This is a genomic window from Stenotrophomonas sp. 115C5 (assembly GCF_056861055.1).
Genome location: NZ_JBSPUQ010000001.1, coordinates 22,962 through 35,206, shown reverse-complemented (window position 1 = coordinate 35,206; position 12,245 = coordinate 22,962). Strand labels below are relative to the sequence as shown.

General features: G+C 66.3%; 8 protein-coding genes. 2 read left to right on the top strand and 6 right to left on the bottom strand.

Annotation, left to right across the window (positions count from 1 at the left end; translation table 11 throughout):
• The first annotated feature begins 1 nt into the window (after window position 1).
• Entirely contained in the window at window positions 2–2,173 is a 2,172-nt protein-coding gene (gene fauA, locus AC13FN_RS00115; RefSeq protein ID WP_054171440.1) for a TonB-dependent alcaligin siderophore receptor FauA, read from the top strand.
• A 17-nt stretch (window positions 2,174–2,190) separates the two neighbouring features.
• Here the strand turns inward: fauA and AC13FN_RS00110 are convergent, their stop codons facing one another.
• The 4 genes from AC13FN_RS00110 to AC13FN_RS00095 all read right to left on the bottom strand — a co-directional run bounded on the left by AC13FN_RS00110 (window position 2,191) and on the right by AC13FN_RS00095 (window position 8,280).
• A complete protein-coding gene (locus AC13FN_RS00110) occupies window positions 2,191–3,297 on the bottom strand; it encodes a YdcF family protein (protein WP_482984341.1) in 1,107 nt (368 codons plus the stop codon).
• A complete protein-coding gene (locus tag AC13FN_RS00105) occupies window positions 3,297–5,792 on the bottom strand; it encodes a TonB-dependent receptor (RefSeq protein WP_482984342.1) in 2,496 nt (831 codons plus the stop codon). Before AC13FN_RS00105 ends, AC13FN_RS00110 begins: the two co-directional genes overlap by 1 nt.
• 86 nt (window positions 5,793–5,878) lie before the next feature.
• Window positions 5,879–7,036, bottom strand: a complete 1,158-nt coding sequence (locus AC13FN_RS00100) for an ROK family protein (RefSeq protein ID WP_217015615.1) — start codon at window positions 7,034–7,036, stop codon at window positions 5,879–5,881.
• Window positions 7,033–8,280, bottom strand: a complete 1,248-nt coding sequence (locus tag AC13FN_RS00095) for an MFS transporter (protein WP_482984343.1) — start codon at window positions 8,278–8,280, stop codon at window positions 7,033–7,035. Before AC13FN_RS00095 ends, AC13FN_RS00100 begins: the two co-directional genes overlap by 4 nt.
• 192 nt (window positions 8,281–8,472) lie before the next feature.
• On the opposite strand from AC13FN_RS00095, the gene AC13FN_RS00090 reads away from it, so the two are divergent.
• Window positions 8,473–8,955, top strand: coding sequence for a hypothetical protein (locus tag AC13FN_RS00090; protein ID WP_010484263.1), 483 nt, complete (start codon window positions 8,473–8,475; stop codon window positions 8,953–8,955).
• 51 nt (window positions 8,956–9,006) lie between these two features.
• Here the strand turns inward: AC13FN_RS00090 and aceE are convergent, their stop codons facing one another.
• Window positions 9,007–11,679 carry a pyruvate dehydrogenase (acetyl-transferring), homodimeric type gene (gene aceE, locus AC13FN_RS00085; RefSeq protein WP_054171445.1) on the bottom strand — a complete coding sequence of 891 codons (2,673 nt, stop codon included), beginning with the start codon at window positions 11,677–11,679 and terminating at the stop codon, window positions 9,007–9,009.
• A 245-nt stretch (window positions 11,680–11,924) separates the two neighbouring features.
• Complete coding sequence (locus tag AC13FN_RS00080; RefSeq protein ID WP_049434752.1) at window positions 11,925–12,224, bottom strand: hypothetical protein; 300 nt, start codon at window positions 12,222–12,224, stop codon at window positions 11,925–11,927.
• Window positions 12,225–12,245 lie beyond the last annotated feature (21 nt).

The window sequence follows — 12,245 nt, the reverse complement described above, 5'->3', positions numbered from 1 at the left end:
CATGCCCGCCTGTATCCGCCCGCGCGCCCTGGCAACCGCCATCGGCACGACCCTGGCGCTGTTCAATACTGCCCACGGCGCCGAGCGCGCCCCTGCCGCGAACACCTCGCAGCTGCCCACCGTGCAGGTCACGGCCGACCTCGATGGCAGCACCGAATCCTCACGTTCCTACACCACCGACTCCATGGGCACGGCGACGGGGTTGTCACTGACCTCGCGGCAGACGCCGCAGTCGGTCAGCGTCATCACCCGCCAGCAGATCGAGGACCGGGGCCTGCTCAGCACCGCCGATGCGCTGGCCACTGCTCCGGGCATCTCGGTCACGCGCAGTGATGCCAACCGCTACTCGTTCTCGGCACGCGGCTTCGACATCGACAACTATCAGTTCGATGGCGTGGTGATGCCGGTGCTGTCGCCGTGGAATTTCGGCGAGAACAACCTGGACATGGTGGTGTACGACCGCATCGAGATCGTGCGCGGCGCCAATGGCCTGATGACCGGTGCCGGCAATCCGTCGGCGGCGGTGAACTACGTTCGCAAGCGCCCGCTGCGCGACGTTGCCGCCAATGGCGGCATCAGCCTCGGCAGCTGGGACGCACGCCGCGCCTGGGTGGATGTGTCCAGCCCACTCAGCCCGGAAGGGCGCGTGCGTGGCCGCATGGTCGCCGCGCAGGCCGAGGGGGACAGCTATACGGCGGGCCTGGACAGCACCGCGAAGACGCTCTACGGCGTGGTCAGCGTGGACCTGGGCGAGGACACCGGATTGATCGCCGGTATCTCCTACCAGGCCAACGACAATCGTGGCTTCGGCAGCGGCTTCGCGCTGTTCAACGCCGACGGCACGCGTACCCGCTTCGACCGCTCGGTATCGGCCACCGCGCCGTGGGCACGGATGACCACCGATACCCGCAACGGCTTCTTCGATTTCAACCATCGCTTCGGCAACGACTGGCAGGCACGCGTGTCCTACAGCCGCTCGCATACCGATATGGAGATGAAGCATCTCTACCGGGGCGGCTATCCCGATCCGGTGACCGGGGCGATGCCCAATGGCAACAGCTTCACCCGCTACGACGGTCCGGTGCGCCGCGAGGCGGTCAGCGTCAGCCTGACCGGTCCCTTCCAGCTGTTCGGCCGCCAGCACACGGCGTCCGTCGGCTGGTCGCGCTCACGCGACGAGATCGCACTGGGGCAGTACCGCGCACTGGCGCCGTTGCCGCCGTTGGCAAGCTATCTGGACTGGCACGGGCCCGGTACGCCGGAACCGGTGTGGGCCAGCAGCAAGACCCAGGCCGATGATCTGGACAATCAGCAGAGCGGTGCCTATGCGGTGGTGCGGCTGTCGCTGGCCGATCCGCTGCATGTAATCGTCGGTGGCCGCCTGAGCAACTGGGAGACCGACCAGGTCTACTTCGGCAGCAAGCGTAAGTACCGGTACCGCAACGAGTTCGTGCCGTATGCCGGTGTGGTCTGGGACCTCAACGGCTACAGCAGCGCCTACGCCAGCTACACCGGCATCTTCAAGCCGCAGAACAACCGCAACGAATCCGGGCAGATCCTCGACCCGGTCAGCGGCCGCAGCTATGAGCTGGGCCTGAAGGGCAGCTGGTTGCAGGAGCGCTTGAATGCGTCGGCGGCGCTGTTCCGCACCCAGCAGGACAATCTGGCCGAGGCCACGGGGGGTCTGGTCGAGGGCAGTACGCAGGCGGCGTATCGTGCGGTGAAGGGCGCAACGGTGGACGGCCTGGAACTGGAACTGGCCGGTGAGCCGCTGCCGGGGTGGAGCCTGGGCACCAGCTTCACCACCTTCATCGCGCAGGACGCGCAGGGCAGGGCGATCAACACCGCCAAGCCGCGCAGCTTGTTCAAGCTGTTCACCACCTGGCGACTGCCGGGTACCTGGGACCGGCTGACGATCGGCGGTGGCGTGGACTGGCAGAACCGCATGTACCAGACCGCCACCGCACCCGGAAATCGCCGGGTGCCGGTGCAGCAGCCCAGCTATGCGCTGGTCAACCTGATGGCGCGATACCAGTTCAGCTCCAACGTGTCGGCGGCGGTCAACATCAACAACCTGTTCGATCGCCACTACTACTCGCAGATCGGCTTCTACAACCAGGGCTGGTACGGGGCACCGCGAAACGTGATGTTCACGGTGAAGGTTGGCTACTGAGGATGCCGTCGCGCGGTTCAGGGATCCAGCGGATCCATCGGGTCGATGCGCAGCGATTCGGGAGCCGGCACGAACGGGATCGCGTAGGGCGAAACACGTGAACCGACCTCGCCCGGAACGTAACCCAGTTCATGGCGGTTGCGCTCGCTGAAGGCGCTGCTGGCGACCGAATCGATATGTGATGGACTGCTGACCACCAATGCCGGTTGCCGCGGCGGTGCCTGCAGGGCCGCCAGCAACCGGGCTGCATTGCGCAGGTTGGTGGTGGTGTGGCGGGCATACGGCTCGATGATGATTGCATCTGCGGGAATGCCGAAGCGTGCCATCAGCGCTTCGCGCATCTGCACCGCTTCGACGCTGCGGGTGCCGCGTGGGTGTACCGCACCACCCGAGACGATGAGGAAGGGTGCATCACCTGCCGCGTAGCGCTGCGCGGCTGCCTTCAGGCGCAGCTTGCTGCCGGCGCTGAGCGGGGTGGTCAATTCGTCCGGTCCCTGGCCCAGCACGATGAGCGCGGTGTACGGATGCGCATTCCAATCGAGCTGCCGCGCACGCGCAAACGGCGCGGCGTTCGTTTCCGCGCTGATCGGCTCGAAGCGGATCGCATCGAGGCGGTCATTGGCATCGAGCAGGCCCACCGCCACCGCGATGCTGCGATCGAAGGCGGTGTAGGCCGCGCTGGCGTCCACCTCGCTCATCTGCATGGCAATGGTGACGTCGCCGGCCAGTCGCGTGCTGCCCGCTGCGCCGATCGGGCCGTCGATGGCGTCGTAGCGGGGCGGCTGGCCCTGGCCATAGACGGAGAGGATGTTGTTGAGGCCCGCCAGCTCCCGCTCGATGGCCTCGGCGTGCGCGGGAGCCGCAGCGGTCAACAGGCCTGCCTGCGCGGGCGTCCAGCGTGCGGACGCGAGCGTGCAGGTGGCGGTCCGGCAGCCGGCCAGCTGCTGCATGCGTTCGGCCAGGAGGGCACGCGCATCACCGGGCAGCGTATCGGGCTTCAACTGTACGAGGGTCGGGAACAGTCGTGCGGCCAGCGCGGCGCTGTCGCGGTCGTCGGCCGCCGCCGCAAGCGGCAGCGCTGCCGTGGCAAGCAGGGCAAGGGACAAGGCAAATCGTCGATGCATCACCAGCTCCTGCTGACCATCAGGCGGACGTTGCGGCCGAACAGCGGCCGTCCATAGATTGCCTCGGCCGAACCCTGTCCGGCCAGGGCGTCGGTGCGGGTATTGCCCTCGGTGAGTCCCTTTTCATTGGTCAGGTTGTCGCCCACCAGCTGTGCGCCCCAGTTGCCGCGCTTCCATGAAACGCCCAGCCCCAGGGTCTGGTAGGCAGGCAGCGCCGTCTGGTTGAACAGATCAACATAGGATTTTCCGACCACGTCATAGCGCAGCCAGGTCTCGAACTGGTCCTGGCCGTGCTGGAAGCTGAAGGTCGGGCGGAGGTTGCCGTAGAGCTTGGGCTCGCGAACGATCTGCTTGCCGTTGACGGCGGCCGGATCGGCGCCGGAATCGTTCTGCAGGCTGTCGTACTGCGGATCGCTGACCGTGATCGAACCGGCAATGCTGAACCAGTCCAGCGGCCGGAACAGCCCATCCAGTTCGATGCCCTTGGAGACGGCGGTACCGATGAACGGCACCGACTGGTCATTGCGGCCGGTGGTCGGGTTGAACGCCACGAACGAGGCGTTGAGTGGGTCGAACTTCGTGTAGAACGCGGTCAGGTACAGGTAGGACCGGCCGAACCCGGCCTTCAGGCCCAACTCGTACTGGTCCAGCTGGGTCTGCACGATAGTGGGATCGATCGAGCGTGCCACTGACGAGTTGGGAACGATCTCCATGTGCGAGACGCGGGCGTAAGCACCCACCGAAGGGGTGAAATCGAAGTTCGCACCGACGGTCCAGTTGGTCGCGGACGGGTCCAGGCGATGGTTCTGGACGACGCCGGTGAACCGGCGCGTGGTGTTGTCGGCCAGTGTGCTGCGGTCGCCGAGGTCGACCTGGGCGGTCTGCTCTGCGTAGCCTTCATAGCGATAGCGTTCATGGCGGATACCAGCGTCGAGCTTGAAGCGGTCCGTCAGTGCCCACGTGTCATTGGCATACACCGCGAACATGCGGGCATCCACTTTGCCGCGATTGAGGGTGGTGGTGTAACGCAGCGTGCCCTTGTCGGTGACGTATCCCAAGGGGGCGCCATCGTTGCCGTAGGCCACCAGATCCAGCAGGCGTGGCTTGCCGCGCATCTCCATCAGCATGTCCTGGTACAGGCTGAAGGCCGTGGTGCCGAAGAAGGCCGTGTATGCACCGATGTTCAGATCGTGGCTGCCCCAGGCCGTTTCAAACAGCCGCGTCGCACTGAGGTCGGCCTGGCCGGAGTAGAAATCCGAATCTGCGGCCCGGTACTGGGCCGAGATCACCAGGCCGGAGTCGGCATAGGGGTCGTAGGCGCTCGCCCCGTTGCTGCCGGCCAGTGCGTAGCCGATCCGCGCGACGCCGGCGCCGAAGGAGGTACGGGCCGCGCCCAGATAGCCGTTGGCGAAAGTGCGTGCGTCGACCGGGTTGGTGGTCGAGTACAGTGCGTCGAAGGTGTTGCGGCCCTTGGTGTAACCGGTTTTCAGCGAGATCGTCCAATCGCTGGCGGTATTCTCGTACTGGAAGCCGATATTGCCGAAGCGCATGTGCCGGCCATCAGCCAGGTCGCGGTTCATGCCCTGCAGGACGCCGCCGCCATCGAGGTACTTCAGGTTGACACTGCGCAGCGACGGCGAGTTCAGCGTACCGTCGAAGTAGTCGATGTACGGGTCCAGCGGAACGCTGGGATTGCGTGGATCGGCGACCGGGATCGGCAGGTAGAACGTATTGTGGTCATCGACGAAGGTACCGCTGACCTTGAACCAGCTGGTGTCATCGAAGTAGTGCTTGATATTGCCCCTGATCTGCCCGCCCTTGTCGTTCGGGAAGCCGTTGTCGCGGTAGCCATCGTGCTGGCGCAGGAATCCACCGACCGCGTAGAAGGTGTCCTTGCCGAGGGCGCCGGACTGGTACATCTCGCCGCGGTACAGCCCGGTGTCACCGACGGTCAGCTGGGCCTTGCCGTGGGTCTCTTCGGAGCCCTCGGCCAGAATGTTGTTGACGATGGCGCCGCCACTGCTTGCATAGATCGGCGCCGGGCCACCACGTACGATCTCCACCCGCTGGTTCATCACGTCGAACCGGTTCATGCCGTCGCCGGAGTTGAAGAAGTGGCCATCCAGCTCCTGGTAGAGCGGCAGGCCGTCCTGCTGGAAAGCGATGAAGCCACGATCGGTGGGAATGCCGCGCAGCCGGGTGATGTTCTGCACCTCGCCTCCGGTGGCTTCGACATGGATGCCGGGCACGGACCCGAGCAGGTCGGCGTAGCTTTTCGGTGCGAGTTTCTGCACGTCTTCGCGGCTGAGTGAATTGACCGCGAAGGACGCATCGAAACGACGCTGGGTGCGTGCCGCACCGGTGACCACCACCGCGTCCAGCGTTGCGGCGTCGGCGCTGCCCTGGTTCTGGACGGAGGCGTCCTGCGCAGAAGCGTTGCCATGCAGGGATATCAAGGCCAGGGAGATTCCCAGGACCAGGGGGCTGATGTTCATCGGAGGGCGGCCATGCAGGGAAGGGGGACCGCTGCACGGTAGGTCCGGGCGATGACGGAATTGTTTACTTCGGCGGAAATAAACAATTAAACGATGGCATCGGCGCCCAGCTGGTGGATCGGCAGCAGCGCTGCGCCCACCGAAACCGCGGATCCTCCCAGCCGTGACACATGCACCTGCGGCAGGCGCAGGCTGTCCAGCGCGCTGCTCCAGCGTGCCGGCTGCTGCAGGTGTTGCCCCAACGCTTCCAGTACCTGGCGGGGTAGCGAACCGGACAGGATCACGGCGCCCGGATCGAGCCACGCCACGCCGGTATTGGCCGCTGCGCCCAGCTGGTTTCCCGCGCGTTCGGCCCAGGCACTGATGATGCCGGCATGGCTTTCCAGGCAGGCCTCCAGCTCGAACAACGAAGGAATTCCGGCGCCGGCCTCGCGCAACGTGGCCAGCAAGTCGATACCCGAGGGGCGCGGTGCGTCCATGCGGAACAGGCGGCCGATGTCGCCTGCATTGCCGAACTCACCGCGCATCACATCACGCCGGTGGATCACGCCGCCACCCACGCCGTGGCCGACATACAGCAGCAGCGCCGAAGCGCAGTCGCGGATCAGACCGCTGTCGTAATACTCCGCCAACGCCGCCAGGGTTGCATCGTTCTCCACCCACACCGGGAAGCCGAAGTAGTCTTCGAAGAACTGGTCGTTGTCGATATCGCGCCAGCCATGCAGCCAGTCCACCGCGTGCCGGCGTGCCGGACCGGTTTCGACCACGGGCCCCGGAACGGCCACGCCGAGGCCCAGAAAGCGCGCGCGCATCAGTCCGGTGCTGCTGGTGAGGCTGCGCAGGCGCTGGTCCACGCAATGGACGAAATCGAGGGGATCTGCGCTGTCGAATGCGGTGGCATCGCGGGCGATGACCTGGCCGGCGAAATCCACCAGTGCGATCTCCAGCCAACCGGGATGCACCGTGGCACCGGCGGCATAGCCGCCCCGACCGGACAGCGCCAGTGGCACCGAGGGACGGCCGCGCTGGCCATCGGACAGTTGTCCCTGTTCCTCGACCACTTCCAGCATCAGCAGTTCACGCGCCAGGCGGGTCAACGCGCCGTTGTGCATGCCCAGCTGGTGGGCGATGGTGATGCGGGGAACGGCGCCCATCGTGCGCAACAGCCAGATGATGCGCTTGTGGTCCGCATCCAGCGCGATCAGCGGCTTGCGGCGCAGCCGCGATGTCGGGGCCAGGCTCACGGTTGCAGGCCCTCGGTGCGTGCTGGGGGGATGGGCCAGGCCAATGCGGCCAGCGAAAGCAGGCTGCCGGCGGCGACCAGCGAGACCAGTGCGGCCGAGGTGCCCGGATCGCCCGCCTGTATACCGGGCAGCACTTCCCCCAGCAGCAACGAAGAGGCCGCGATGGATAGCTTCATGGTTCCGGTGAGCAGTGCAAAACAGCTGAGGTCATCGTCGCGTCCGCTATGGATGGCATGGCGACGGGCGATCAGCGCGGTGCGTCGCCACAGCACCAGGCCGACGCTGGCCACCGCCGTCCCGTGGATGGCGGCACATGCAATCGCTATGGGCGTGGAGGGGATGGCCAGGTACACGCCAACGGCGGCGACGGCCAGCACCGACATCAGCGCGAGCATCCCGGTCTCGCTGTGCAGCGTTGAACGCAGGCGCAGGCAGAGCCAGGGGGCAACCACCATGCCCGCCACCATCGCGAAGGTCAGCGCTGCCCCATGTTCGGCGAAGGGGAACAGACGCCCTGCCAGGCCAACCAGCGCCGTCTCCGCCGCCGCGGCCAGCAGAACCGGCAGCAGCGCCGGCAGGGGCAGGGGCAGGGGCAGGGGCAGGGCAACGGCAGCGGGCGTCCTGGTTGCGGAGGGCCGTGAGGGCGTTGCGACGCGGGCCAAAGGAAGCGCAGCGGCCGCGATCAGCACGCCGATGACTATGCAGATCAGCAACGCGTTGCCACTGCCCTGGGACGCAGGCGTACCGACCACGCCGAACAGCGCCGAGGCAATGCACAGCTTGGAGATCGGCACCACCACGGCGCGGGTGGAGACATAGCGCATGGCCTCGTCCTCGTCACGGGGCAGCAACGACGTCAGCGCGTTCTGGGCCACGTCGTAGACTGCGTAGCAGGTACGGAACAGCAACGATGCGACCAGCAACGGCAGGAAGGCGGGCTCGGTTGCGTTGCCCGGGCTGAACAGCAGGCAGGCGCTGGCCGCCGTGCCGAGCCCGCCGATGAGCTGCAGGCGCAGGGCCAGGCGCTGCTGGTTGCGCATGCGGGTGAACACGGCGGCCAGCAGCAGATCGAGCAGGCTGCTGTAGGCCAGTGAAATGGCCAGCAGCTGGCCGGTGTGGGCCGCCGGCAGCCCCAGCCGGGCGTGCAGGTAGTAGCCCAGCACCAGATCCACGAACGACCAGGCCAGGGTGCGGGCAAAGTGGCCGGCGGCATAAAGGTGCCGTGGCGAGGGCTGCGCGTTCAACGCCGTGTACTGGGGGAGAAGAGCCGGAGATGCTGGATCGTTCTACTACCCCTGTGTGACATGGTCCTGACATGGCGCGTGGCCGGGCATTCAGCGAGTGGCTTGCACCCCCCGCCGCAGGCGCGCAGCATTCGCCCTGCTGCCCCCGATCACGCGTCACGCAGCGCTTTCTTCACTGGAACGGAGCAACGTATGAAACTGTTGTCCGCTGTGTTGTTGTCTGCGCTTTCGCTCTCGGCCGTTCCGGCGCTGGCGGTGGAAGCTTCGCCCTCACCGCTGCTGGGGCGCTGGTCGCTGGATATCGCCACGTCTGCGCTACCCGAAGCGCAGCGCCCGAAGCACGTGGTGCTCGAGTTCAAGGACGCCGGTGCGGGTCGCTGGAGTTCACACGTGGACATCGTCCTGCACGATGGCAAGACCATGAAGTCCGACGGCACGCTGGCGCTGGACGGCACGCCGGGGCCCTTGTCCGGTACTTACGGCGCGGACAAGGCCAATCTGAAACTGCCGGCGCCGAACACCCTGGTGATGCAGCTGGTGGACCACGGCACGCCGGCCTCCACCCGCATCTATACCGTGGCGGCCGACCGTACGACGATGACCGAGACCAAGGCGTTCTACGGTCACGACGGTACCCCGATCCTGCAGACCAATCTGTTCAAGCGGATACCGTAGCGGCGACGCCTGCACCACGCCCGCACAGCGGGCGTGGTGAATGCAGCAGCCTTATACCGCAGCCGGGTCGCGCTTGCCGGTGTCGATGCCGTACCTGTCGATGGCCTCCTGCATCCGCGAGCGTTCGATGCGACCTTCGTCAGCCAGTGATTTCAGGGCGGCCAGCACGATGAAGTGGCGATCTACTTCGAAGAAAGTGCGCAGCGATTCACGTGTATCGGAACGGCCGAAGCCATCGGTGCCGAGTGCGGTGAAGCGGCGGTCGTTGATGAAGGGACGGATCTGGTCGCCTACGATCTTCATGTAGTCGGTGGCCACCACCACCGGGCCTTCATGGCCCTGCAGGCACCGCTGCACGTAGGGTACGCGTGGCTCCTCGGCCGGATGCAGCAGGTTCCAGCGTTCGGCGGCCAGGCCGTCGCGGCGCAGTTCGGTCAGGCTGGTGGCGCTCCAGACATCGCTGGCGACGCCGAAGTCCTGCTGCAGCAGTTCTGCTGCGGCTTCCACTTCGCGCAGGATCGAGCCGCTGCCCATCAGCTGCACGCGTGGCTGCGAGGCTGTATCGGCGGCTGCCGGATGCAGCAGATACAGGCCCTTCAGGATGCCCGCTTCCACGCCCTCCGGCAGTGCCGGCTGCGGGTAGTTTTCGTTGAGCACGGTGATGTAGTAGTAGATGTCTTCCTGGTCGACATACATGCGGCGCAGGCCGTCATGGATGATCACCGCCAGCTCGTAGTTGTAGGTCGGGTCGTAGGACACGCAGCTCGGAATCACCGACGACAGCACGTGGCTGTGGCCGTCATCGTGCTGCAGGCCTTCGCCCATCAGCGTGGTGCGGCCCGACGTGGCACCGAGCAGGAAGCCGCGGGTACGCGCATCGGCAGCGGCCCAGGCCAGGTCACCGACACGCTGCAGGCCGAACATCGAATAGAAGATGTAGAACGGAATCGTGGCCAGGCCGTGGTTGCTGTAGGCGGTGCCGGCGGCGATCCACGAACAGATCGCACCGGATTCATTGATGCCTTCCTGCAGGATCTGGCCGTCCTTGGCTTCCTTGTAATAGCTCAGCTGGCCGGCATCCTGCGGGGTGTACAGCTGGCCCAGGTAGGAGTGGATGCCGATCTGGCGGAACAGGCCTTCCATGCCGAAGGTGCGCGATTCATCGGGCACGATCGGAACCACCAGCTTGCCCAGTTCCGGGTCTTTCAGCAGGCTGGTGAGGATGCGCACGAAGCCCATGGTGGTGGACTGGCCGCGATCGCCGCTGCCCTGCAGCTGGGTGTTGAAGATCGACAGCGGTGGCAGTGGCAGCGGATCGACCTTGGCCAGGCGCGCCGGCAGCTGCCCACCCTGGATGCGGCGGCGCTCGGCGAAGTAGGTGGCCTCGGCGCTGCCGGGTTCCGGGCGCAGATAGGGCATCTCCTCCAGCTGGTCGTCGCTGACCGGCAGGTTGAAGCGGTCGCGGAAGGCGCGCACCGCATCGGCGCTCATCTTCTTCAGCTGGTGGTTGATGTTCTGGCCTTCGCCGGCTTCGCCCATGCCGAAACCCTTGACCGTCTTGGCCAGGATCACTGTCGGCCGGCCGCTGGTGTTCACCGCCTGCTGGTAGGCGGCGTACACCTTCTGCGGATCGTGGCCACCACGTGCCAGCGCCCAGATGTCGTCGTCGCTCATGTGCGCGACCCGCTCCAGAAGCTCGGGATAGCGGCCGAAGAAGTGCTCGCGCACGTAGGCGCCGCTCTGCGACTTGAAGGTCTGGTAGTCGCCGTCCACGCATTCCATCATGCGCTGGCGCAGCAGGCCGTTGTGGTCGCGGGCCAGCAGGTCGTCCCAGCCGCTGCCCCAGATCAGCTTGATCACGTTCCAGCCGGCCGCGCGGAAGGTGCCTTCCAGTTCCTGGATGACCTTGGCGTTGCCGCGTACCGGACCGTCCAGGCGCTGCAGGTTGCAGTTGACCACGAACACAATGTTGTCCAACCGCTCGCGGCCAGCCAGGGAAATTGCCGCCAGCGATTCGGGCTGGTCCATTTCGCCGTCGCCGAGGAAGGCCCAGACCTTGCGGCCCTGGTGTTCTTTCAGGCCGCGGTATTCCAGGTAACGCATGTAGCGCGCCTGGTAGGCAGCGGTCAGCGGGCCCAGCCCCATCGATACGGTGGGGAACTGCCAGAACTCCGGCATCAGGCGCGGGTGTGGATACGAGGACAGGCCTTCGCGGCCGGCTTCGCGGCGGAAGTTGTCCATCCGTGCCGGATCGATGCGGCCCTCCACGTACGCGCGGCCGTAGATGCCCGGCGCCGAATGGCCCTGGATGTAGATCATGTCGCCGTCGAAGGTGTCGGTGCGGCCACGGAAGAAGTGATCGAAGCCGACGTCGTACAGCACCGCCGCGGACTGGTAGGTGGCGATGTGGCCGCCGACGTTGGAATGCTTGCCGGCACGCAGCACCATCACCATCGCGTTCCAGCGGATCATCGCATTCAGGCGGCGCTCGATGGCCAGGTCACCCGGGTAGGCCGGCTGGCGTTCGGGCGGGATGGTGTTGACGTAGGCAGTCCAGGCACGGGTATGCAGGTCGCCGTGCTGCTGCGCGTCCAGATCGCTCAGCTGGTCGATCAGGTAGTGCGCGCGCGGCCGGCCGCCGGCCTGCATCACCGCCTCCAGCGATTCACGCCACTCCTGGGTTTCCAGTGGGTCGGTATCGAAGGGAATGAGGGCTTGGTTCATGGCTGTCTCCAGAGGGCGCCGGTCGGACTTCTGCCTGGGCGACAACACCGGCAGGGCGCACAGCACTGGAGCGGGGTCGCAACGGCGGGGGCCGTGACGCGAAGGGCGACCGTGGCGGCCACCGAGAAGACAAGCGTAGGCCTGCCCCCCGGGCTTCGGTAGGCGGGCGGGGCTTGGGTCTCTGGCAAGCAAGGGTTGGCACCGCGCGCCGTATCATGCGCGCATGCGCTGGGTGTGGCCGCTGATCAGGCCGGGGACAGCCCAGGCAGGAACACCGGGATGATCGCCACGCCGACGCCCAGCAGGCACCAGGCGACGATGGGTAGCCAGCGCGCCAGGCGTTGGGCGGGTTCCGGTGCACGACGGCCACCGATCCACAGCAGCAGCGTGAGCACGCCCAGTGCATAGGCGAGGGCGACGACTACCGGATGCACATGGATGACCCGGCTGGGCGGCCACATCTGCTGCTGGTAGGCGGTGGTGTGGGCGACCAGCAGCAGGAACAGCAGGCTGCTGAGGGTGTTGATGGCGGTGCGTGCGTTCATTGCGGGGCACTCCTTGTGCCG

Coding starts and splice junctions, on each gene's coding strand:
- aceE (WP_054171445.1), bottom strand. CDS start 11,679: ATGAACCAAGCCCTCATTCCCTTCGATACCGACCCACTGGAAACCCAG.
- AC13FN_RS00090 (WP_010484263.1), top strand. CDS start 8,473: ATGAAACTGTTGTCCGCTGTGTTGTTGTCTGCGCTTTCGCTCTCGGCC.
- AC13FN_RS00110 (WP_482984341.1), bottom strand. CDS start 3,297: ATGCATCGACGATTTGCCTTGTCCCTTGCCCTGCTTGCCACGGCAGCG.
- AC13FN_RS00080 (WP_049434752.1), bottom strand. CDS start 12,224: ATGAACGCACGCACCGCCATCAACACCCTCAGCAGCCTGCTGTTCCTG.
- fauA (WP_054171440.1), top strand. CDS start 2: ATGCCCGCCTGTATCCGCCCGCGCGCCCTGGCAACCGCCATCGGCACG.
- AC13FN_RS00105 (WP_482984342.1), bottom strand. CDS start 5,792: ATGAACATCAGCCCCCTGGTCCTGGGAATCTCCCTGGCCTTGATATCC.